The organism is Geobacter sp. (assembly GCF_030834625.1).
Taxonomy (GTDB): Bacteria; Desulfobacterota; Desulfuromonadia; order Geobacterales; family Geobacteraceae; genus Geobacter.
This window is the reverse complement of sequence record NZ_JAUQXO010000038.1, coordinates 17,097-40,802: the sequence shown is the minus strand read 5'-3', so window position 1 is coordinate 40,802 and position 23,706 is coordinate 17,097. Positions and strand designations below refer to the sequence as shown.

Annotated in this window: 17 protein-coding genes; 5 read left to right on the top strand and 12 right to left on the bottom strand. The window is 63.5% G+C overall.

The features are described 5' to 3' along the window. From RCH91_RS10325 to RCH91_RS10275, 11 genes are all read right to left on the bottom strand, one after another. A partial coding sequence (locus RCH91_RS10325; RefSeq protein ID WP_306534797.1) for a response regulator occupies nt 1-342 on the bottom strand: 342 nt, incomplete at its 3' end. Between the two features lie 17 nt (nt 343-359). After that, a complete protein-coding gene (gene cheD, locus RCH91_RS10320) occupies nt 360-1,007 on the bottom strand; it encodes a chemoreceptor glutamine deamidase CheD (RefSeq protein ID WP_306534795.1) in 648 nt (215 codons plus the stop codon). A 2-nt stretch (nt 1,008-1,009) separates the two neighbouring features. Beyond that, complete coding sequence (locus RCH91_RS10315; protein WP_306534793.1) at nt 1,010-1,879, bottom strand: CheR family methyltransferase; 870 nt, start codon at nt 1,877-1,879, stop codon at nt 1,010-1,012. 192 nt (nt 1,880-2,071) lie between these two features. Next, nucleotides 2,072-3,832 (bottom strand): methyl-accepting chemotaxis protein, encoded by a 1,761-nt coding sequence (locus tag RCH91_RS10310; protein ID WP_306534791.1) that lies wholly within the window; start codon nt 3,830-3,832, stop codon nt 2,072-2,074. Nucleotides 3,833-3,918: 86 nt separating this feature from the next. Then, the gene (locus RCH91_RS10305) at nt 3,919-4,410 is read right to left on the bottom strand and encodes a chemotaxis protein CheW (protein ID WP_306534789.1); all 492 of its coding nucleotides are present in this window, start codon (nt 4,408-4,410) and stop codon (nt 3,919-3,921) included. 72 nt (nt 4,411-4,482) lie between these two features. Then, on the bottom strand, nt 4,483-6,561 hold the full coding sequence (locus RCH91_RS10300) for a chemotaxis protein CheW (RefSeq protein ID WP_306534787.1): 2,079 nt from the start codon (nt 6,559-6,561) through the stop codon (nt 4,483-4,485). Next, nucleotides 6,558-6,908: a lipid asymmetry maintenance protein MlaB gene (locus RCH91_RS10295; protein WP_306534785.1), complete on the bottom strand. Its 351-nt coding sequence runs from the start codon at nt 6,906-6,908 to the stop codon at nt 6,558-6,560. Before RCH91_RS10295 ends, RCH91_RS10300 begins: the two co-directional genes overlap by 4 nt. Nucleotides 6,909-7,223: 315 nt before the next feature. Beyond that, nucleotides 7,224-8,651, bottom strand: a complete 1,428-nt coding sequence (locus tag RCH91_RS10290) for a sigma-54 dependent transcriptional regulator (RefSeq protein ID WP_306534783.1) — start codon at nt 8,649-8,651, stop codon at nt 7,224-7,226. Continuing rightward, nucleotides 8,644-11,604, bottom strand: a complete 2,961-nt coding sequence (locus RCH91_RS10285; RefSeq protein WP_306534781.1) for a PAS domain S-box protein — start codon at nt 11,602-11,604, stop codon at nt 8,644-8,646. The genes RCH91_RS10290 and RCH91_RS10285 overlap by 8 nt, the downstream gene beginning before the upstream one ends. 110 nt (nt 11,605-11,714) lie before the next feature. Next, nucleotides 11,715-13,085, bottom strand: coding sequence for a sigma-54 dependent transcriptional regulator (locus tag RCH91_RS10280; RefSeq protein ID WP_306534779.1), 1,371 nt, complete (start codon nt 13,083-13,085; stop codon nt 11,715-11,717). Between the two features lie 9 nt (nt 13,086-13,094). Continuing rightward, the gene (locus RCH91_RS10275; RefSeq protein ID WP_306534777.1) at nt 13,095-13,988 is read right to left on the bottom strand and encodes a selenium metabolism-associated LysR family transcriptional regulator; all 894 of its coding nucleotides are present in this window, start codon (nt 13,986-13,988) and stop codon (nt 13,095-13,097) included. 142 nt (nt 13,989-14,130) lie between these two features. Between RCH91_RS10275 and yedF the strand changes: the two genes are divergently transcribed. The 4 genes from yedF to RCH91_RS10255 all read left to right on the top strand — a co-directional run bounded on the left by yedF (nt 14,131) and on the right by RCH91_RS10255 (nt 17,799). Then, nucleotides 14,131-14,721 carry a sulfurtransferase-like selenium metabolism protein YedF gene (yedF, locus tag RCH91_RS10270; RefSeq protein WP_306534775.1) on the top strand — a complete coding sequence of 197 codons (591 nt, stop codon included), beginning with the start codon at nt 14,131-14,133 and terminating at the stop codon, nt 14,719-14,721. An 82-nt stretch (nt 14,722-14,803) separates the two neighbouring features. Continuing rightward, nucleotides 14,804-15,565, top strand: a complete 762-nt coding sequence (locus tag RCH91_RS10265) for an acyl-CoA dehydratase activase (protein WP_306534773.1) — start codon at nt 14,804-14,806, stop codon at nt 15,563-15,565. Between the two features lie 29 nt (nt 15,566-15,594). After that, the gene (locus tag RCH91_RS10260) at nt 15,595-16,761 is read left to right on the top strand and encodes a double-cubane-cluster-containing anaerobic reductase (RefSeq protein ID WP_373694381.1); all 1,167 of its coding nucleotides are present in this window, start codon (nt 15,595-15,597) and stop codon (nt 16,759-16,761) included. A 27-nt stretch (nt 16,762-16,788) separates the two neighbouring features. Next, entirely contained in the window at nt 16,789-17,799 is a 1,011-nt protein-coding gene (locus tag RCH91_RS10255; protein ID WP_306534769.1) for a transglutaminase family protein, read from the top strand. Between the two features lie 85 nt (nt 17,800-17,884). Here RCH91_RS10255 and RCH91_RS10250 read toward each other — a convergent pair whose 3' ends face one another. Beyond that, nucleotides 17,885-18,328, bottom strand: a complete 444-nt coding sequence (locus RCH91_RS10250; protein WP_306534767.1) for a c-type cytochrome — start codon at nt 18,326-18,328, stop codon at nt 17,885-17,887. A gap of 635 nt (nt 18,329-18,963) precedes the next feature. Between RCH91_RS10250 and RCH91_RS10245 the strand changes: the two genes are divergently transcribed. Then, nucleotides 18,964-23,694: a CxxxxCH/CxxCH domain-containing protein gene (locus tag RCH91_RS10245; RefSeq protein WP_306534765.1), complete on the top strand. Its 4,731-nt coding sequence runs from the start codon at nt 18,964-18,966 to the stop codon at nt 23,692-23,694. Nucleotides 23,695-23,706: the final 12 nt, after the last annotated feature.

Below are 23,706 nucleotides of genomic sequence, written 5' to 3'. Positions count from 1 at the left end.
GCCGATGCGCGGCTTGGCCACGAAGTCGACCGCCCCGAGTTCCAGCGCGCGCAGCGTCACTTCGGCGCCGCGCTCGGTCTGGGTGCTGACCATCACCACCGGAGTCGGACGCAGCCGCATCAGACGCGCCAGGAAGTCGATGCCATCCATGCGCGGCATCTCGACGTCGAGCGTGATCACGTCGGGGTTGGCGGCGCGGATCAGTTCGCGCGCGGCCAGCGGATCGGACGCCGTGCCGACGCACTGCATGTCGTGCTGCCGATCGATGATCTCGGCCAGCAGCTTGCGCACCAGCGCCGAGTCGTCGACCACCACCACGCGGATCGGGGCTCTGCTGTCCATGCCTGTGGCTTCGGCCGTCAGAACAGATCGACCGTGCCGCCGCGGCGGGCGTGCGGCGCGGCCCTCTCGGCGGCTTCGCGCTCCTGTGCGGCGAGCGCGGCGGGGTTGGCCGGCGTCAGCCGCTTGACCAGCGCCTTGCCGCTGGCTGCCAGCAGGCAGACCTTGCGCACGCAACGGTCGAGCACGTCCTTGCTGACCAGCGGGATGCGCTCGGCGCTCAGGTAGTCGAACACGAACCGCGTGTTGCGCTCGCCGACGTTGAGGCTGGCCATCTCGGCGATCACCGCGCCGCCGCCGAACACCTTGGCCTCGAGGGTGGCGCGCGTCGCACCGCGCTTGAGCAGACTGTTGATCAGCATTTCCATCGCGTACGAGCCGTAGCGGCCGCCGTCGCCATCGGGCAGCATGAAGTGGTTCATGCCGCCGATGCGGCGCTCGCGGTCCCACAGGCACGCGGCGATGCACGAGCCGAGCGTGGTCACGATCAGCATGTCGTGCTGCGAGACGAAGAACTCGCCGGGCAGCACGCGCACGGCGTCGCGGCCGAAGTTCGCGTCCCAGTAGAAGAACGAGGCCTCGCCCGGTGTGCGCGGCGCGGCCCGCAGCTGCGCGAGCCGCGAGCCGGGCGGCGGCGCGGGTGCGGGTGCGTTCGCGGGCGACGACATCCTCAGGCCTTCGCGTAGATCGTCTTGCCGCGCAGCCGGAACCACTGGCGTGCCTGCACGAAGCTCTCCGCATGACCGGCGTACAGCAATCCGCCGGCCGCCAGCACGCCGTGCAGCCGCTGCAGCACCGCCTGCCGCGTGGCGCCATCGAAGTAGATCATCACGTTGCGGCAGAAGATGGCGTCGAACCGCTCCCGCATGGGCCACTCCGGGTCCAGGAGGTTCAGCTGCCGGAAGGTGATGAGCTTCCGCAGCTCGGGCCTCACCCGGGCCAGGCCGGCGTTGTTACCGTCGCCCCTGAGGAAGAAGCGCCGCAGCTGCTCCCGGGGGAGCCGGTCGGTCCGGTCGAGGCGGTAGACCCCCTGCCGGGCCCGGTCAAGGACGCTGGTGTCGATGTCCGTCGCCAAAATCCGCACCGGCGGGGTGAAGGTGTTGAACTGCTCCACCACGGTCATGGCGATGGAGTAGGGCTCTTCGCCGGTGGAGGCGGCGCAGCACCAGATGGAGAGGGGGCGCCGGCCGCCGAGCCCCTTCAGGTGATCCGCCAGGATCGGGAAGTGGTGGGGCTCCCGGAAGAAGGATGTGAGGTTCGTGGTGAGGGCGTTGACGAATTCCACCTGCTCCTGCCGGTCGCCGCTTTCCAGGATGCGGAGGTAGTCGGCGAAGGAGGAGAGCCCCCTGACCCGCAGGCGGCGGGCCAGGCGGCCGTAGACCAGGTCCCGCTTGACCGGGCTCAGGGCGATCCCCGCGGTGCGGTAGATGAGCTCCCGCACCCGGGCGAAGTCGCCGTCGGTGAAGCGGAACTCGCGGGTTTCCACGGTGGGGGAATCAGCGTCAGTTCCTGTCTGCTGGGCTGTGGCGTGGTCGGGCATGGGGGGCTCATTTCAGCTATTGCCGGTTCTTCTTTTGGATCTCTTATGTTTTTCCCCCTCCCTTGACGGGAGGGGGCCAGGGGGTGGGTGAAGTCGGAACTGCGGAGAATAGGTCAACTTCCCCCCCACCCCAGCCCTCCCCCGCAAGGGGGGAGGGAGAATTATGTCCTGTCGTATTGTGCCAATGAAGCCCTAGAATTCCTTCCAGTCATCGTCATACCCCACGGCCTTGGGAAGCTCGGCTTCGTGGTGCTCCGGGGGGGCCGGCTTGTGGTAGCCGTTGGCGGCCTTCACCTTGGTGGCGGGCTTTGTGGCCGGGGTGTTCCTGGCAATGGGGGCAACCTTGGCCGCGGGCTTCCGCTCCTTCTTCGGCGCGGGGGCGTCGGCGCGGCCGCCGTCGGCCAGCTTGAAACGGCTCACGGTGGAGACCATGGTGCGGGCCTGGTCCTCCAGGGCCTCGGCGGCCGCGGCGGCTTCCTCCACCAGGGCGGCGTTCTGCTGGGTCACGTCGTCCATCTGGGTGATGGCGGTGTTCACCTGCTCGATGCCGCTGGACTGCTCGATGGAGGCGGCGGAGATCTCGGCCATGATGTCGGCCACCCGCTTGATGCTGGTGACGATCTCCCGGGTGGTGTCGCCGGCCTCTTCCACCAGGCGGCTGCCATCCTCTACCTTGGTCACCGAGTCCTCGATGAGGCTCTTGATCTCCTTGGCCGCGGCTGCGCTCCGCTGGGCAAGGTTGCGCACCTCGCCGGCCACCACGGCGAAGCCGCGTCCCTGCTCGCCGGCCCGGGCCGCCTCCACCGCCGCGTTGAGGGCGAGGATGTTGGTCTGGAAGGCGATGCCGTCGATGACCCCGATGATGTCGGAAATCTTGCGGGAGCTCTGGGTGATGGCCCCCATGGTGTCCACCACCCGGCCGATGACGTCGCCGCCCCGCTCCGCCACTTCGCTGGCGGTCATGGCCAGCTTGTTGGCCTGCTGGGCGTTGTCGGCATTCTGCTTCACGGTGGAGGTGAGTTCCTCCATGCTGGATGCGGTCTCCTCCAGGGCCGAGGCCTGCTCCTCGGTCCGCTGAGAGAGGTCGGCGTTGCCGGCGGAGATCTGCTCGGTGGCGCTGGCGATGGAGTCGGCGCCGGTGCGGACTTCGGCCACGATGTGGGAGAGGCTGTCGTTCATCTCCCGCAGCGACCGGAGCAACTGGCCGGTCTCGTCCTCGCTGGCGACTTCGATGGCGCAGGTCAGGTCTCCGGCGGCGATATGCTCGGAGGCGGTGATGGCCTCACCCAGGGCCATCCTGATCCGGCGCGCCACGAAGTAGGCGAAGGCGAAGATCAGCAGGGCGCAGACCAGCGTGGCCGTGATGATCTGAATCTTCATGGCAATCATTTGTTTCTGCACGTCATCCACATAGATGCCGCTGCCGATGACCCATCCCCACTCCTTGACCAACTGGACACGGGAGATCTTGGGGCTCGGCGCCGTAGCTCCCGGTTTCGGCCACTGGTACTCAACATCCCCTTCGCCCTGGTCTCTGGCGACCTTCGCCATTTCCACAAAGAACGGCTTGCCTGTGGGGTCCTTGAGGTCGTCGAGTTTTTTCCCTTCCATTTCCGGCTTGATGGGGTGCATCACCATGACCGGATCGAGGGTGTTTATCCAGAAATATTCATTCCCCTGGTACCGGAGTTGGCGAATGTTGTCGATGGCCCGCTTCTTGGCCTCGGCTTCGGTCAGTTCCCCGCTCTTTACCCTCGCCAGGTACCCATCGATCAGGGTGGCGACGGTATCGACGGTGCTCCCCACGGTTTCCTTCTTTTCTGCCATGAGCTTCTTTTCCACCAGGGGGAGCACGTAGAACATGATGCCCGAGACGATGAGCGTGATGGTCACCACCGAGATGGTGAGTATCTTGGAGAGGATCTTCCAGTCTTTGAAGCCTTTGACTTTCATGGGTTTTCACCTTTCATTCGAGGATTGATTATGTGTACCTGTCGTAGGGGCGCGGTTGCCGCGCCCTGGGCGGGAAAACCCCGCCCCTACGCCGCGCTCTCCATGAGCTGCATCTCGTCGCTGCTCAGGAGTTTTTCTATGTCCATGAGGATGAGCATCTGGCCGTTCACGGTGCCGAGGCCGGTCAGGTAGCGGGTATCCAGGGCGGAGCCCAGTTCCGGGGCCGGCCTGATCTGTTCCGACTCCAGGGCCACCACGTCGGAGACGCCGTCCACCACCATGCCGATGACCCGGTTCAGCACGTTCATGATGATGACCACGGTGAACTCGTCGTAGTGGGGTGTGCCGAGGCGGAACCTGATCCGCATGTCCACGATGGGCACGATCACCCCCCGCAGGTTGATGACTCCCTTGAGGAATTCCGGCGCGTTGGCGATGCGGGTCACGGCGTCGTAGCCCCGGATCTCCTGTACCTTGAGGATGTCGATGCCGTACTCCTCTGCCCCGAGGGTGAAGGTGAGGTACTCATGGGGAGTGGTTGATATTCCATGTGCGGGTGGAACGTGGTGCATTTCCATGGCAGATGTCTCCTGTTGATGTTTCCGTAGGGGCACCGTTTCGGTGCCCTTTTGGGCGGGGAAACCCCGCCCCTACACAATTGGTGTCGTCGAACCGCCTGGCCTGTTCATTCGCATCACTGCGTGGACGTCCAGAATCAGAGCCACCCGCCCGTCCCCGAGGATCGTGGCGCCCGAGGTCCCCTCCACCTTGCGGTAGTTGGCCTCCAGGCTCTTGATGACCACCTGGTGCTCGTCCAGAAGGGCATCCACCAGAAGTGCCGCCTTCTCTCCCTCCACGTCCACCAGCACGACGATCCCCTCGTCGGCCCTCGTGACTGTCGTCTCCAGATTGAAGAGCGCGTGGAGCGGCAACAGGGGAAGGTACTCGCCCCGGACATGGACCACGCTCCTGCCGTTCACGGACTTGATTTCCTCTGGCTTTGGCTGGAGGGATTCGATGATGGCGTTCAGGGGGATGATGAACTTTTCTCCGCCAACTGCCACGGAGAGGCCGTCGAGGATCGCCAGGGTGAGGGGGAGGCTGATGGTTACCCGGGTCCCCGCGCCCGGCTCCGACGAGATATTCACCCTGCCGCTGAGGGCCTGCACGTTCCGCAGCACCACGTCCATGCCGACGCCGCGACCGGAGATGTCGGTGACGGTCTCGGCGGTGGAGAAACCGGGGGCGAAGATCAGCTGCCAAACTTCCTCGTCGGCCATGGCCGCGCTGGCCGGGATGCCCCGTTCGGCGGCCTTGCGGAGGATCTTCTCCCGGCTGAGCCCGGCGCCGTCGTCCATGACGTCGATGACGATCCTGCCCCCCGCCTGGGAGGCCCGCAGTGTGATGGTGCCGATGGGATCTTTGCCTGCGGCCATGCGCGCCTCGGGAGATTCCAGCCCGTGGTCGAGGCAGTTGCGCACCAGGTGGGTGAGGGGGTCGGCGATCTTCTCGATGAGCCCCTTGTCCAGTTCGGTGGCTTCTCCCAGGGTCCGCAACTCCACCTGCTTGCCGAGCTTGGCCGCCAGGTCGCGCACCAGGCGCGGGAAGCGGCTGAAGACGATGCTGATGGGCACCAGCCGGATCGACATGACGCTCTGCTGGAGGTCGCGGGTGTTGCGCTCCAGCTGCAGGAGCCCCCGGTGGATGTTCTCGAAGAGGACCGGGTCGAGTACCCCGGCCATCTGGGCAAGCATGGACTGGGTGATGACCAGTTCGCCCACCTGGTTGATGAGCTGGTCCACCTTGGTGACCCCCACCCTGATGGAAGACTCTGCCGCCTCGGGACCCCGGCGCCCGAAGGCCCCCGGCACCGTTTCGTCGCGGTCATAGGCGCGACGGCCCAGGGGGACGATGGCTGAGTCTGCCGGTGCGCTTGCGCTGTACGGCGCATCGTCCGTCATGGGTGCCGGCGCGGTTTCGTGCCCTTCTTTCGTGCTGATCGTCAGCTGTTCCCGCTCGGCCACGAACTCGAAGATCTCCCGGATCTCCTCCTCGCCGGCGGCGGTGTCGAGGGTGAAGATCCAACGGGCGTGACAGACCTCGGGATCAAACATTTCAAAAGGCGGCGCATCGGGAAGCTCGGCCTTCACTGAGAGTTCACCCAGGAGCGCCAGCTCGTTGAAGAGGTTCTCGAGCCGCACGCCCCGCTGAAAGATGTCGTTGTCGGGGCTGAAAAGGATCTCCAGCCGGCGGAAGGCGGGCGTGTTCTCGGGACCTGGAACGTGGCACTCGGGGGGATTTCCGGCAGGGGGGGCGCTTCCTTCAATCTGGTCCTGCAGCCGGCGGCAGACTTTCTCGATGACCGCCTGGTCCACGGGGGTGCCGTCCCGGTGTCCTGCCAACTGCATGGCGATGGCATCGCGGGCCTCCAGGAAGAGGTCTATCATTGACGCGGCGAGACGGATTTCGTTGCCGCGCACCCTGTCCAGCAGCGATTCAAGCTCGTGGGTCACCACGGTAAGGTCCGTGAAACCGAACAAACCGGCCCCCCCCTTGATGGAGTGGGCGGCGCGGAACAGGGCGTTCAGCTCCTCGCCGTCCGGATTCTCCGGGTCCAGGGCCACAAGAATTTGTTCCATTTCGGCCAGGTGCTCGCTGCACTCCTCGATGAAGACGCCGTTGAAACGCCCCAGATCGATGGTGGTGTTCTGGTGAGGAGAGACGGTCATGCGTGTCCCTTGCTGACGTCCCGCATCGTCTCGAACTCGTGGCCGAAACCGAGTAGCTCGATGCTGCCGCGGAATTCGTCAGGGATATTGGTCAGGACCGGAGTGAAACCAAGCAGTCTCAGATGGCGAATAACTATCGTCAGGAGCTGACAACCGCAGGCATCGAACAGGGCAACGTCTGCAAGGTCGATGACCGGCTGAGCCTCCACGGTGTCCGACTCCTGCGGAAGAGCGCGGGAGAGTGCCGCCAGATGTTCCGTCAGGGGTAAGAGCTGCTGTGTGACGCCGGTCATGGACCAGTCGCCGGTCAGCTTTATCGTCTGCTTCTCTGGTGCGTTCTCTGGCATGGGGGCCTCCATTGCATCGATGGCCGGCTGAAAAGGTGCCGGTTACGCAGAGGCTTATTGCAGACGGAATGCCAGAGTGTATACAGAAAATATTCAGCAATTACAGTGTGTTGCCGATGGCGTTGAATGCGGGGGGTGCGACGAAAGTTGCAGCTGGCGAGACGGCGAAGGGAAGATGGGCGGCTGGCGTGGGCTTGCGGAGTATGTGCGCCGTTAGTTGACGGTGCAAAAAATGTCGCAGGGGATTTTACGGGGGTAGCTAACCATTCAAACCCTGATGTAGGGGCGGGGTTCCCCCGCCCCGGATTGGGCGAGTCATGCCTCGCCCCTACCTTCATGTTTCCGGCTCAAACGCTTGTTGAGGGCCTGGCGGGTTATCCCCAGATGGGCTGAAGCTATCCCCTGGTTGCCGTTGGCCATCCGCAGGGCATGGGTGATAAGGGCGTCCTCCGCTTCCTTCAGGGTCGGCATGCGGCCGGCGTGTCCCGACTCTTCGCCCAGGCCTCCGAGGAAGGGAAGGGGAGACGTTTCCGCCGGGGAGCGAGGGGGGCCGATCACTTCCCGGAAGCTGGCCAGGGAGAGCACCCCCTTGTCGTGGCGCGCCATGGCATCGAAGACCATGGCCCGCAGCTCCCGGATGTTGCCCGGGAACGCGTAGATGCCGAGGTATCCGGCCAACTCCGCAGGGATGGTAGGCTTCTGCCGGGAGAGAGCGGTTGCCGCTTCTTCGAAAAAGTGCTCCACCAGGAGCGGGATATCCTCGCGCCGGTCCCGCAGGGGAGGGATCAGAACCTGATGGGCGCTCAGACGGTAGTAGAGATCTTTCCGGAAACTCCCTTCCGCCATCATTGCTTTCAGGTCCCGGTTCGTGGCGACCACGATCCGCGCGGTGGCCCGGGACGGTGTGTCGGCCCCGAGAGGGTAATACTCCTGCTCCTGAAGGAGCCTGAGCAGCTTTACCTGGGATGACGGCTGCAGGTCGCCGATTTCATCGAGAAAGAGGGTGCCTTTGGCCGCCTTGGCGATGAGTCCCTCCCGCGGCTGGTCGGCGCCGGTGAAGGCCCCCTTGCGGTGGCCGAAGAGGGTGTCGGAGAAGACCATGTCGTCGAGCCCGGCGATGTTGACCGCCACGAAGGGGCCGGTGCGTCCGCTTATGTCGTGAACGGTGCGGGCCACAAGCTCCTTGCCCACCCCTGTCTCGCCGGTGACCAGGAGCGGCTGGTCGCTGCCGGCTACCGCCTCCAGATACTGAAAGATGGCCCGCATCTTCTGGCTGCGGGTGATGATCGGGGCAAACACCCCTTCGTTATCGAGTCCGCCGGAGAGGAGGCGGCTGCTCAGGGAACTCACCTGGGAGCGGAGACAGTGCATCTCCAGCGCCCTCCTGACCGTTGCCAGAAGCCGTGGCTGCTCCACCGGCTTGACGAAATAGTCGAACGCCCCCGCCTTCATGCACTCCACGGCCATTTCCACTTCGTTTGCCGCCGTCAGCACGATGACCGGAATCTGCGGATGGTTCGCGGTGATCTTTTTCAGGAGCTCGTACCCTGGAAGATGGGGCATGTAGAGGTCCAGGAGGACGAGGGCCACCTCCTGCCGGGAAAGAATTTCCATGACCCTGCGGCTGTCGCTTTCCGTCAGCACCCGGGAAAAGCCGGCACTGCGCAGGGCGATGCTGGTTGTGAAGAGGATCTCCTCCTCATCGTCCACCAGCAGGATGGGGAAGGTATGTTTGTCAGTCATTGCTTCGCTCTCCCACGTGATAGGCGATCGGCAGGGTCACCGTGGCAGTGCTCCCCGTGCCGGGAGTCGATTCGAATTTCAGCGTGCCGTTGTGCTCCCTGATGATGGCGGCGGAGATGGAGAGCCCGAGGCCGGTGCCTCCCCGTTCCAGTTTGGTGGAGAAGAAGGGTTCCGTGAGGCGCTCCATCACCTCCCGCGACATCCCTTCCCCTTCGTCGCGGACGGTGATGGTGATGACGGATGCGGCGAGATCGGCGTCCGTGGAGACGGTGACGCCCGCCTCTTTGCCTGGCAACGCCTGCAGGGCATTCATGATCAGGTTGATGATCACCTGTTCGATCTGCTGGGATTTCCCCTGGCCAAACGGGAGGTTCTCTGCCAGCTCCACGCGGAAATGGTCGGTGTAGCGGTGAATCTGGTAGCTGAGGATGAGTTTCGCATCCTCCACGATCCGGTTGACGCTGATCGGCATGAAGGTCTTGGCGGTGTCTTCCCGGGCAAAGTCCCTGAGGTTGTTGACAATGGCGCTGATGCGGCGCGATCCCTCCTTGACTCCGTGGAGAAGGCGGGGAACGATCCGCTCCACCTCACCGATCGGCAGCCCCCCCAGGATAAAATCGCCATTCTCGGCGCGATGGCCGTCAAGGATCGGCACGGTGTCCGACCAGACATTCTCGATGAGTGCCGCGTTCCCCTGGATGAAGGTGTTGGGGTTGTTTATCTCGTGGGCGATGCCGGAGACGAGGACGCCGAGTGACGTCATCTTGTTGGTGTGGATGAGGCGGGACTGGGTGATCTGTGCCTCCTCTTCCATGCGTATCCTCTGGGTTATGTCGCGGATGGAGCAGTAGACCACCTCCGTGTCCCGCAGCCTGATGATCTTGCCCCAGATCGAGGTGATGAGGTGGGTTCCGTCGGATCGGACAGCGCCGATGCGGTCCAGGTGGAAGGGGGTCGTATCCCCGGAGGGGGGTATGGCCTCGATGAACGAGGTGTAGTCGTTGGGAGCGATGAACGAACAGGGGCCGAGCCAGTTGAGTGATTCCCGGTCACGACCGATCAGTGCTTCCATGGCTCTGTTGGCATCGATGATGTCCAGGGTTTTCCGCGCCAGCAGGATGATGGCGTCCTCGTTCTGTTCGAAGAGTTCCCTGAAACGGGCCTCGCTCTCCTGCAGTGCTTTCACGGCGAGGGTGCTCACCGTGATATCCTTGACGACCCCCTGCATCCGCACCGGAACTCCTTCCGTATTGAACTCCACTTCTCCCTGCTCCTGCACATGCCTGATCTCCCCGTCAGGACAGACGACGCGATGCGTTATGTCGTAGGGCGCCTGATTCTTCAGGGCAGCAGTGATGGCATCATCCACGGGTTGCCGGTCGTCGGGATGGACTGCGTTCAGGAATGCTTCGTACGTCATGCCGAATTGGTCTGGGGAGATACGGAAAATGCGGTAGATCTCCTTGGACCAGAGAACCGTGTTGTCGAGAATATCCCAGTCCCAGTTCCCCACGTGGGCAATCTGCTGGGCCTTTGCGAGGCGGGCCTCGTTCTCCCGCAGTCTCAGTTCGACCTCCCGCCGTTCCGAAATGTCCCTGGCAATGCCGGTGGTGCCGATGACCGTCCCCGATTCATCGAAGATGGGCATTTTTATGGTTTCGATCCATTTTCTGTTCCCATGGGCGTCAACGAGCGGTTCCTCGGTGCGGATCTGTTTTCCTGCCTTCATGACTCGGGCGTCGTCTTCTCGATAGAGCGTGGCAAGGTCAGTTGGCCATACGTCCAGGTCCGTTTTTCCGGGAAGGTCGGCGGGGAGGAAGCCGCATGCCTGGGCAAATGCCCCGTTGGCGGCGATAAATCTGCTTTCGGCATCCTTGAGCCAGACCAGATCGGGAATGTTGTCGAGCATGGCCTGCTGCTGCAGGCGGATCAGGCGCAGAGATTCCTCGGTCTGCTTCCGTTCCGTGACGTCCCGCACCACCGCCTGGAGCACCGCACGACCCTGGATGGTCAGTGACTTCAGGGAGACTTCGGTGTTTACCGTGGTGCCGTCCTGCCGCAGGTGCTGCCAGGGAAAGAAATGGGCTTCGCCGGCAAGGGCAGTGTCGATCAGCTTGCAGGCCCTGTCGGCGGACGGTGTGCCGTCGGGCTGGAGATCTGGCGAGAAGTGAAGGGGTGATCTCCCGATGATTTCACTGCGGCTGCTGCCAAACAGTCGACACACCTGTTCGTTGCAGTCAAAAATTATGTCGTCGAGAAGGAGAATTCCCTCGGCGGAACTCTCGAAGAGGGTCCGATACTTGGTTTCGTTCTCCTGGAGCGCCTCCAGATGGCGCTTCCTGTCTCTCAGCATGACAACGGCCAGCACGGAGAAAATCGTAGAAATGATCGCTGCGCCGGAGATGACGTTTGTCTTGTAGTGCTCGTACCGCGAATAGAATTCGTTTTTCCTGGCACCCACATAGAGAACGCCGATGATTTCGCCCCGGCTGTTCCTGATGGGGTCGTAGGCGGTGAAATACGGGATGCCGAGAATCATGGCCTCGCCGCGGTACGGAGTGTTGTGTCTGAAGATTGCGTTGTACGCAGTTTCGTTCAGTTTTGTACCGACCGCCCGGGTCCCGTCTTCCTTGCGGATGGTGGTGGAAACCCGGATGTCCCCCATGAAGACCGTCGCGGTGCCGCCGAAGATGGACTGGATCGTGTCAGGCAGCTCGACATTGCCGTTCAGGACGTAATCTCCCGCCATCAGTTTCCCGTCGGCGATCCTGAAATCCGTTCCCTTGGCCCTGAGCAGCCGCCAGAAGGTCTGAATCCCCTGTTCCTGCTCCACCTGCGCCAGCCGCTCCGATTCGCCACGGATTGCCGCCAGGAAGAGGAGCGTGGATATTATGGTTGCTCCGACCACGAAGAGTATGTTCAGGGCTATGACATTGACGGTGATTTTTCGCATGGGGCGTTGTCGCGGAATGTCCTGAATAATATTAGATAATTGAGTGCGTTGGAGGGGTCTGCAAGAGAAGTACCAAGAGGGTCGTACAGACCCGGAGGCTGAGGGGGGGATTACAGGCCGTGCCGCGCCATTTTGTAGCGCAGCGTGCCCCGGGGGATCATGAGGATCTGGGCCGCCTGGAGGACGTTGTTGTCGGTCATGTCAAGGGCCGCCTGGATGAGTTCCTTCTCGTAGCGGTCGGTGGCGGCCTCCAGTCCCAGGGGGAGATCGGCCATGACCGCCGCTGACTTGGCCTTCTCGGCCATGTCGAGGGGGTTGATCTCGCGGGGGAGGTGTTCGGGGAGGAGCGCAGGGCCGTCGTGCATGATGCAGGTCCGCTCGATGACGTTCTTCAGTTCGCGGATGTTGCCGGGCCACTGGTAGGCTTCCAGCATCCGCAGGGCCTCGGGAGAGATTTCCTGGAAGCTTCTGGAGAAGGCGCGGCTGAAGCGGTCCAGGTAGAATTTGGCCAGGACCGGGATGTCCTCGCGCCGCTCCCGCAGGGCCGGCAGGTGGATCGGCAGGACGTTGAGGCGGTAGTAGAGGTCTTCGCGGAAGGCTCCGTCGCTGATTGCATCGCGCAGATTCCGGTTGGTGGCGGCCACCACCCGCACGTCGATCTCGATGTTCCGGGTGCCGCCCACCCGGCGGATCTTCCGGTCCTCCAGCACCCGCAGCAGTTTTGCCTGGATGGTGAAGTCCATCTCGCCGATCTCGTCCAGGAAGATGGTCCCCTTGTTGGCTTCCTCGAAGAGGCCGGGCTTGCGTTGTCTGGCGTCGGTGAAGGCCCCTTTCTCATGGCCGAAGAGCTCGCTTTCCAGGAGATTCACCGGCATGGAGGCGCAGTTGATCTCGATGAAGGGGGCCTCGCGGCGCTCCGACAGGTGATGGATAATGCGGGCCACCAGCTCCTTGCCGGTCCCCGATTCGCCGGTGAGAAGCACCGTGGAGACCGGGTACTTCACGATCTCCTTCACCTGCCGGATGATCTCCTTGAGCCCCGAGCCGGCCCCCACCAGCGGCACCTTCTCGAAGAGCTCCAGATCCCCCTTGCGGAGGTTGCGGACCTCGCGCTTGAGGGTCTGAGTCTGGAGTGCCAGCTTCACGATGACCCGCAGGGCGTCGGCCTTGAAGGGCTTCTTCATGTAGTGGAAGGCCCCCAGCTTCAGGGCGTCCACGGCGCTCTCCACTGACCCGAAGCCGGTGATGATGATGACGAGAAGTTCCGGGTCGATCTTCTTGAGGGACTTGAGCACCTCTATGCCGTCCTCGGTCCCCAGGTTCAGGTCCAGGAGGACCAGGTCCACATCCTCCTCCGAGACTATTTCCAGCGCTTCCTTCCCGCCTGCGGCCGGGAGAACCTGGTATCCCTCGTCTCCCAGGACCCGCTCCACGTTCTCGCGGATGAATGCTTCGTCGTCTATGATGAGGATCTTTTCCATGGCTGCCCCCTACCGGTACTGCTCCATCATCAGGTCGGCGAAGGCGCAGGCCGCCGGGGAGAGCTCCCGTCCGTCCCGCTGCACAAGGTAAAACGTGCGGGAAACCTTCAGTCCGTCGACCGCAATCTCCACAAGGTCGCCGCGGGCCAGTTCTTTTCTCACCGAAATTTCCGACAGAAACGACAGTCCCAACCCGCTGGCCACGGCGTGCTTGACCGCCTCGTTGCTGCCAAGACTCGCCCGCACGGTGAGGGTGGCCGGTGCGACGCCGGCGCTGGTCAGGGCTTGCGCGACGGTCCGGGCCGTGCCGGAACCCGGTTCGCGCATGATGAATTCCTGGCTTGCCAAGGCGTCGAGGCTGATAGCTCCAGTGCCGGCCAGGGGGTGGGTGCTCCCGGCGATGAGCCTGATCTCGTCACGCCCCAAGGGGGAGAAGGAGATCCCCTCGTCGTCGAAGCGGCTCCCGACAATGCCAATCTCCACCTCTTCTCGCGCCACCTTGTCCAGAATTTCCCGGCTGTCTCCCTGGAGAAGCGTCAGCCGAACGCCGGGATGGCGCGCCAGGAAGAGGGGCAGCGCTTCGGGGACCATGTAGTCGCCGGGAATGTTGCTCCCCCCGATACGAAGCTCCGCCTCCTCCAGCCCCCGGAAGCGCCGCATGGCCGGCTCGATCTCGCGGGCGCCAGCCACCACCCGCCGGGCATGCTCCAGCAGGAGCTTTCCCCCCTCGGTCAGGAGCGCTCCCCGGCCCGTGCGGTCCAGGAGCTTAACCCCCAGCTCGTTTTCCAGGGCCGCGATGTGCTGGCTCACCGTTGACTGGGTGATGAAGGTGGCCTCGGCTCCCCGGGAGAAGCTGCCGCTTTCGGCCACGGCGAGAAATACTTCCAGTTGTTTGAGGTTCATGGGAATCTCTTGTTATTGAAATAAACGATAGGCGTAATTTGATTCATCAAAAATATCAATTTGACCTTACTCTGTCAAATGCTCAATAATCCGAAAAGTGGTATAAGAATACCTTAAATAGCTATGGATAGAGGAGGGTGTCGTGAAGGTCATCGACTGCAGAAATATGGCCTGTCCCGCGCCGGTGGTGACCACCAAGCGGGCGCTGGAGGAGGCGGGGGGCGAGACGGTGCAGGTGCTCGTGGACCAAGGAGCCCCACGGGAGAACGTGACCCGCTTTGCCGAAAACCGGGGTTTTGCCGTGAGCGAGGCCGAGACGGACGGGGGTTTTGCCCTCACCATCACCGCGTCGGGCAGCGCCGTGGCTGAGCCGGTGCGGACCGTGGCAGGGGAGGGGGGGAAGACAGTCATGCTCGTGGCCTCCGACCGACTCGGCGATGGCCCCGAGGAACTGGGGCGGCTCCTCATGAAGAACTTCATCATAACCCTCCTGGACCTTAAGGAGATTCCGGACCGGATGCTCTTCGTCAATACCGGGGTCCTTCTCACGACGGAAGGTTCCGATGTGCTGCAGGCCCTGGAGCAGCTGGGCAACCGCGGGGTGGAGGTCCTCTCCTGCGGTGTCTGTCTCGACTTCTTCCACCGCAAGGAGAAGCTTGTGGCCGGCACGGTCACCAACATGTTCACCATCGCCGAGAGCCTCATGGGGACAGGGTCGGTGGTCAGACTCTAAATCCACCGGGCTGGAGTGATGGACAGAATGACACACCGGGGTGCTTCCGTTGCCCCGGATTTTTTATTAATGGACGTAAAACATGATTGCTGCGGGTATCGATATCGGTTCAACGGCCACCAAGGCCGTTATCTTTGACGGCGAGGTGCGGGGGACCGCGGTGGTGCCGACCGGATGGGAGCCGCGGGAGGCGGGGCTCAGTGCCCTGCGCCAGGCGCTCGCTGCCGGCAGGGTGAGCGAAGGGCGCCTGGAGCGGGTCATCGGCACCGGTTACGGGCGGATTTCGCTTCCGATCTTCGACCGGAAAGTGACGGAGATTACCTGTCACGCCCGGGGCGCCCACCACCTGAACGGCGCGACGCGCACCGTCATCGACATCGGGGGACAGGACAGCAAGGTGATCGCCCTGGATGCCGCCGGGGGGGTGTCCGATTTCATCATGAACGACAAGTGCGCCGCCGGCACCGGCCGCTTCCTGCAGGTCATGGCCGGGATCCTCGACGTGACCCTCGACGGGCTGGGTGAGTTGGCTGCCTCCGCCGCGCCGGCCCCCCTGTCGAGCATGTGCACGGTCTTTGCCGAGTCGGAGATCATCGGCCTTCTGGCCCAGGGGGTTCCCAAGGGGGCCATTGCTGCCGGCATCCTCGACTCCATCGCCCGGCGGGTACAGGGCCTGGCCGGCCGTCTCCCCCTCACGGGTGTGGTGACCTTCACGGGGGGCACGGCCCGCAATCGCGCCATCTGCCAGGCCATCGCGCAGCGGCTTGGGGTCTCGCTCCACGTTCCCCATGAGCCGCAGCTGGTGGGGGCCCTGGGTGCGGCGCTCATAGGCCGGGATTCCTGAACATAACGATAGAGAAAGAGACCATGGAAATGACGAAAGCGGAAACATTTAGCGAGATTGCCACGTTGCGGGAGCGGAACGCTCTCGCCCTCAAGGATGCGAAGGAGGCGGGGGCGCGGGTGGTGGGGACCTACTGTCTCTATTCGCCGGCGGAACTGGTCGTTGCGGCCGGGGCGATTCCGGTTTCCCTCTGCGGCACGAGCCCGAACCCGATCCCTGCTGCGGAGAAGGTCCTTCCCCGTAACCTCTGCCCCCTCATCAAATCGAGTTACGGCTTCGCTGCAACCGACACCTGCCCCTATTTCCACTTCGCCGACCTCCTCATTGCCGAGACCACCTGCGACGGCAAGAAGAAGATGTATGAGCTCCTGAGCGAGTTCAAACCGCTGCACCTGATGCAACTCCCCCAGGTGCAGGACGGGGCCGCCCTCGACTACTGGCTCGGGGAGCTGAAGCGCCTCGCGGCGCGGTTGGAGCAGGAGTTCGGCGGGGAGTTGACTACGGAGCGGCTCCGGGATGCTATCCGCCTCTGTAACGACGAGCGGCGCTCGCTCCAGGCCCTTCAGGATATCTGCCGAGTGAAGCCGACACCCATCAGCGGCCTTGACCTGTTGACGGTACTCCACAACCGGGGCTTTTCCGTGGACAAGCAAGAGGCCATTGCCCTTGTGGACCGGCTCACGGCGGAGCTCTGGGAGATGGCCGGCGCGGGAATGTCTCCCTTTACGGAAGAGACCCCCCGTGTCCTCCTGACCGGTGTGCCGGTGGGAATCGGTTCCGACAAGGTGGTGCGGCTCGTGGAGGAGTGCGGCGGGAGCGTGGTCTGCTTCGAGAGTTGCGGCGCCTACAAGAAGGTGGAGCCGGTGACCGAGGATGCCGGCGATCCCCTCCGGGCCATTGCCGAGCGTTACCTGCGCATCCCGTGCTCGTGCATGTCCCCCAACCAGGGGCGCTTCGAGCTGGTGGAGCGCCTTGCCCGCGAGTTCCAGGCCGACGGGGTCATCGACCTCACCTGGCAGGGGTGCCACACCTACAACATCGAGTCTTACAGCCTCAAGAAGTACCTCCAGGAGCGGACCGCCATCCCCTTCCTCCAGATCGAGACCGACTATTCCGAGTCGGACACAGAGCAGCTGAAGGTGCGGATCGAGGCGTTTCTGGAGATCCTCCAGCGGGCGCGGGGCAGCGCCCAGTAACCATATTTCACCAACAGGGGAGAATTCATGAAGAAGCTGTTATTTGCGGCAACGCTTATCATCGTCAGCGCCGCAACCGCCTTCGGCGCGGCGAGCCGTGCCGGGGTCGTCACCGTCAATGTGGATCTGTCGGCCCAGGAGCAGGGGAAAGAGGTGAAACTCTGGCTCCCCTATCCGGTCACCGACGCTAACCAGTCCATCACCGGCATCAGCGTATCCGGGGACTACGCCGAGTCCGGCGTCTATACCGACAAGGCCAACGGGACGCCGATCCTCTATGCCCGGTGGGGAAACGACGCCACCAGCCGTAAGCTCTCCTTCACCGTTGCCGCCGAGCGGCAGGAGGTGATTCGCCGCAGCTTCCCCAAAAAGGAAGCGGCCTGGGACCCTGCCGACTACCGCAAGTATCTGGCCCCTACGAGCCTCGGCCCCATCGACGGCGAGGTGAAGAAGCTGGCCGACTCCATCACCACGGGGAAGAAGACCGTGCTGGAGAAGGCGCGGGCCATCTACGACTGGACCTGCGAGCATACCTACCGGGACCCCAACACCAAGGGGTGCGGCAAGGGTGACGTCTGTGTCCTGCTCGAGAAACCGGGCGGGAAGTGCACCGACATCTCCTCGGTATTCATCGCCCTTTCCCGCGCTGCCGGCGTGCCGGCCCGGGAAATCTTCGGCATCCGCCTCGGCAAGAAGGCCGAAGAGGATATCACTACCTGGCAGCACTGCTGGGCCGAGTTTTTCCTCCCCGGTTACGGGTGGGTTCCGGTGGACCCGGCCGATGTCCGCAAGGCGATGCTCGTGGAGAATCTGAAGCTGGAAGACACGAAAACGAAGGAGTATCGGGAGTATTTCTGGGGAGGAATCGACCCCTACCGCATCGCGCTGGCCGTGGGGCGCGACGTGATCCTCAACCCGCCTCAGGCAGGAGCGCCCCTGAACACCTTCGGCTATCCCTACGCCGAGGTTGGGGGGAAGGCGGTGGACTTTTACGATCCGAAGAGCTTCCGCTACACGATCACCTACCAGGAAAAGTAGAGCGCGGCCGGAATCATCCGCCAGTGCGATAAAAAAAGGGAGCCCCCGTGAAGGAGCTCCCTTTTTTCATCTCTGCACCATTCTTCTATTTCTTGAGACTCATCACATAGGCCACAAGAGTTTCCACCTCGATCTCCTGGAGGCTTGAGAAGGCTGGCATGCCGCCGGGGCGTCCCTTGGTGATGCTTTCCTTGATCGCCTCGGGGGTGCGGCCGTATTTGAATTCGGCCCGCTGGAGGGAGGGGCCGCTTCGGCTGCCGGCGCCGCTTCCTTCGCTGCCGTGGCAGCTGGCGCACTGTTTCTTGAAGATGGCGCCCCCCATGGCGGCTTTCTGCTGGTCGGACATGGGACCGCCCATGGTTGTCTGGGGGACTGTACCTTGGGCCGGCGTCTCGGCCGGTGCCTGGGCGGGCTTTTCCTGCTGGGGCTTGCAGCCGGCAGCAGCCAGGCAGCCGGCCAGGACAGCAGCAACGACGATGCTCCTGTGTCCCGAGCTCTTCAGTTTCGCCACAATGGATCTGTCATGCATTGTGCTACCTCCAATGGGAATGTTTTAGGGGAGTATAATGAAGCGCTGCTGTATGTCAAGGCGGAGATTCCAACCCTGCATCGTTGCTGGAATCATTAACGAATCCAACCGTAAAATGGCCGAAACGTGCGGGCCTTCGCTTTGAAAGGCCATCCCCCCGGTGCAGGGGAGGATTTTCCCCTTACTGGCTCCAATCCGCGTCAGTTCTCGCTTTAGCGCGTTCACCTGCTAATACCCGTAACAACTGTTCGGAATTAGGCCCGACTATTGCAGTGTTCTCATTCAAACATTCAAAGTCTCGATAAGATGCATATTAATTACAGGCAGTTGAGAATAGCCAGCATGTCGGTGCCGGTTAATTGGCAGAGGCCGGTGTCGATAAATTGTCCAGTAGGTAGCAGGGTATATCCAAGTTATTCATGGGTGTGCCAAGGCTTCTATGGCGTCGATGACGGTGCAGGGATGGGACAATCCCTGATCTGATCGTGACTTTCGGTTGTTTGGCGTTACATCTGATTTCCATTGTGTAGAGGGGGGCTGGAGTGATCGACGAGGGCACAGGGCGAAGAGTTGGCGTGTCGTTGACTCTTTTGTTGGTTATTGTCTTGTCTCTGGCCTGCGCGGCAGAAGGGGCAATGGAATGCTACAGCTGCCACGGCTCCCGGAGTCCGGTGGATTACCGGCCCGTTGACAGTGCGTACCGAAACATGAGCACGGGCGGCTTCCAGGGGAACCACCGGACTCACCTGGATTCGCAGGCGGCGCCCGCCAGCTGTTCCCTGTGCCATCCCGGCAGCTCCTCGTACACCGCTTCTCACCGCAACGGCAGCATCAGGATTTCCGGCCGCATAAACAATTCCCTCCTTGCCACAACGTTCCGCAACCATACCTCATCACTTCAAAGCGCCACACCCTCGCCCGGATCCTGCGCAAACGTCAACTGCCATTTCGAGGCCGAGACCCCGGTTTGGGGCTCTTCGCCCCTTGCCGTCCCGGCCGGCTGCTCTGCCTGCCACGGCGCTCCCCCCGCCGACGGGAACCATCCAGCCATATCAGGTCCCGGCAAGAAGCACGGCGACTACCTGGGGACCGGTACGGAGAGCTGTGCCACGTGCCACATTGACCACACCGCCGAGGCACGTCCCTTCGCCCACGCCACCAGCGTCGGCAAGCGCTCCCTCGCCGTCCGGTTCACCAAGGCGCCCAACAGCGGCGGCACCTACAGCGGCACCGTCACCTATCCCAACTATCTGCCGAGCCAGAGCCCTACCCGCGACGGCACCTGCACAAATCTCTACTGTCACAGCAATCCGTCGGGAGGCGAGCCGCTCACCGCGGCCCGGTGGGGGGACAGCGGCACCATGAAGTGCTTTTCCTGCCACAAGGGGCGCTCCTCCGACACCACCGCCGCCAACTGCGCCGAAGTCGGGGGGACGTGGGACGCCGCCAAGCAGCTCTGCACGCCGTTTCTCGATATGTCCTCCAGTGGCCACCACCGCCTGGTGGGGGCCCAGTGGATCCGGAAATATCCCTGCTCGTACTGTCACAGCAACACTGTTGACGCGGCGGGGAACATCACTGGCACCGCCATGCACGTCAACGGGGCCAAGGACGTGAAGATGGCGGTCCAGTGGAACATCGTGGGGCGCCCCGAGGCAAGCTACGACCCGGCGACGAAGGTGTGCGACAACGTCTACTGCCACAGCGACGGCACCACCGACCCGGAGCAGGTGCGCCCCTTCGCCTGGACCGAGCCGAAGACCGAATGCAACTCGTGCCACGGCCATCCCACTGGCAGCTGCGCCAATGCCGGCTGCCACGACGGGAGGACCGACGGCAACGGCAAGCTCTGGGTCCTGAAGACCGGCTGGCCCTCGGGGAGCGAATGGATGGGGTCCATGCCCATGTTCCCGAGCCAGGGGGCCGGCACGGCCCGGGCCAACTCCCACGGCCGCCACGCCCAGACCAATTTCACCTGCGACCAGTGCCACGCGGCCACGGTCGCCAACGGCTCATGCACCACCTGCCACGTGGACGGCATCCCCCCCGGCGGCATGGGGGAGGTTGCCCACATCAACGCCGACTACCACGTGAACAAGTCCAAGGACGTGGTCTTCAGGGACGGCGGCTCCTACAACGTGGTCACCAAGGCCTGCTCCAACACCGCGTGCCATACGAGCGGCACCGACCCGGTCTGGGGCGCCTCCGTGAACAGCTCCGTCACCTGCCTCAGCTGCCACGGCACGTCCGGTGCGGACCAGGACGACTACAACGCCTTCAACGGCACCCAGGCGCGCATCAGCCTCCCCGAATGGACCACCGTGGGGCACGGCCGGTATTCCACCGCCGGCCGCTATCCGGTTTCCAACAACCCGGCGGCCAACTTCCCCGGCAACCCCTGCTGGTACTGCCACGACAACAACGTCCTCCACAAGGACGCCGGCAATCCCTACCGGCTCCGGATGCACCACCAGTACGAGCGGCGCTTCGAGAAGGAGTGCGTCTACTGCCACATGGAGCGGACCGACGCCGAGTGCGTCGCCTGTCACGTGGGCCAGGCCGATTCCCTGGCACCCCAGGCAACGGGTGGCGGCATCGTGTTCAAGAAGCGGGACGGGTCGTCGGAAACCAGGCACCCGACCCACACCGACACGGCAACCTGCATTTCGGCGGGGTGCCACGACTCGGACGACGGCACCTTCCCCGACGGGACCCACAAGGGGCACAACGTCCATGCCGGGGTCTGGACCGCCGAGCAGAAGGCCGACGTCAAGAATCAGTACATGATGATGGGAGTCTGCCTCCAGTGCCACGACGACGACACCGGCGGCCAGTGCACGAGCTGCCACCTCCCGCCGCCGGAGAACCCCAGAAAATATGATCTCGGTTTCGACCCGGGCACCGGCTACATCAAGCCGAAACAGGCCCGGGCCTCGGCGGGGCACTTCGGCTACAAGCACTATCGGGCCTTCCTCAACTCGGGCGGCTGGACAAAGGACGCCAACGGCAACTTCATGGGGATCTGGAAGGGGGGGAAATTCTGCTGGGACTGCCACGACCCCCATGGCGATGCCAACATCTACATGGTTCACAAGAAGGTGGCCACCACCACCGACGGGAAGTTCGGCGAGCCCGTGACCCGCGCGGATGTCACCTTTACCGACAAGCTGAGCGGCACCAACTATGCGCGTAAGACGGCCCCCTTCGACGGCATCTGCAACGTCTGCCATTCGCCCAGCAGCAAGCACTTCACCAGCAACTCCGGCGACGGCCACAACCTGAGCCGTCCCTGCACCGGGTGCCACGAGCACCGCTTCGCCGACAGCCACGCCAACAAGCAGAGCTGCAATACCTGTCACGAGAACAGCAAGCCGATCCCGAAACACACGGCCTTCGGACTCCCCCGCGACTGCACCAAGTGCCACCTGGGGACCGTAGGCAAGCGGATGGATGTCATCGGACAGATGAAGTCCAACTCCCATCACGTGCAGCGGGCCAATGGCGAGATCAGGAACACCGACTGCTACCAGTGCCACTGGGAAGCCACCGATGAGGGGCTCATCGACGTCCAGTACCACACCGGCTACAACTACAAGAACTACACGTCGGTGAAAAACGATGTGGTCGATCTGGTGGTGTGGGGCCAGGGAGTCAGGCCTGCCGTCTACCGCGAGTACTCCACCGCCGACGGCAGGGCCACCGCCGCCAGGTTCCTGGCCACCAACATGGGGACCGGCCAGGAGCGGGCAGAGGTTTCGAAGGTTTCGAACCACTGCATCTCCTGCCACAGCGACCAGAACAACGACAGCGTCCCCTTCGATGACTGCAAGACGCCGCGCCAGTATGCCTGGGACAGCCAGAGCATCGCGGCCCGCTACTCCCAGGCCGGCACCGCCACCTGGGGCAAGTATGCCGGCACGGCCAACGCGGCCAAGAAGAACATCACCAAGGCCTTCTCGGCCCACGGCAACGCCGGGGTCAACAAGGGGGGCTTCGATGCCGCCACCGGCCTGGACGGGACCATTCCCGACCGGGGCGGGAGCGTCAGCGTCCAGTGCTTCGACTGCCACAACTCCCACGGCTCCAAGGTGGTGGGGGTCACCTCCAGCTACGTGACGTACAATGGCACCAACAACGGCGCCAACCTGAAGGAGACCAAGCAGAACATCGGCGGTTACACCTACGACTACAAGGCATCGTCCAACGCCTCGGGTGTGAACCCCTACGCTGCCGGCGCCGGCCAGTGCTTCGACTGCCACAACTCCGCCGCCGCCGGCACCGTGGTTCCCACCGGCAAGACCCCGTGGGGGTACAACTCCACCTTCGGCGTCAATTCGCCGGTCATGGGGTATCGTGATACGGCGCGCTTCGGCAACGGGACCAAGGCGTTCATCGCCAAGAACAACGGCAACGGCTGGATGGACAGCAGGAAAACCATTGCCGGCGGCCACCTGAAGGCCTCGGTCCCCACCGGCTCCCTGGCTGCCCTGGCCAAGGTGGAGGGGACCGCCACCGACGGCTCCGCAACGACCCTCGTGGACAGCGGCAAGGCCTGGACCGCCAATCAGTGGCGGAACCTCTACGTGCTGATGACCTCGGGGGCCAACAGCGGACAGATCAGCAAAATAACGGCGAACGACGGGACCACCCTCACGGTGGAGGGCTTCGGCGCCGCCGTTGCCGCCGGCGACGGCTACAAGGTCGTTCCCTACTCGGCCCAGGTCAACGGCCTCTGCACCCCCTGCCACGACCCCCACGGCGTCAGCCCCGTCCTGGGGAGCAAACAGGCCTACGCCGTTCCGCTCCTGAAGGGTACCTGGATGACGTCCCCCTACAAAGAGGACCTTCCGGAAGCGACCAAGACCGGCATGAGGCTCTCCCAGGCATCGCTGCCGTGGCGCACCGACCGCAGCACCTTCAACAATGCCAAGATAAACGAGGACGACACCACGTTTGCCGGTCTCTGCCTCAACTGCCACGGCAAGCCGACCCTGACCGACGGCACCAACAAGAATACCGCCTTCAAGACCGTGGACCGGATCCACGAATCGGTCAAGGGGTGGGGTGCCAACGACGAGCACGCCTTCACCTGCTCCAAGTGCCACCAGCCCCATAACTCGGGCCTGCCGCGCCTCATGCAGACCGACTGCCTGGCCTTCAAGCACCGCGGCAAGCAGGCCACCGGCGGAAGGGTCGACGTGGACTATGTGGGGTATACCCGCGACTGGCGCTACGGCCGGGCTCCGTGGGGTTACGGCGGCCTCCCCGCCGACTACAGCACCGCCATCTGCCACGGCAGGCCCACGGGCAACGGCTCGGGCGGCTGGCCCAACAACCAGATCTGGAACAATGTGACGTCATGGTAACGAACAAGCAAA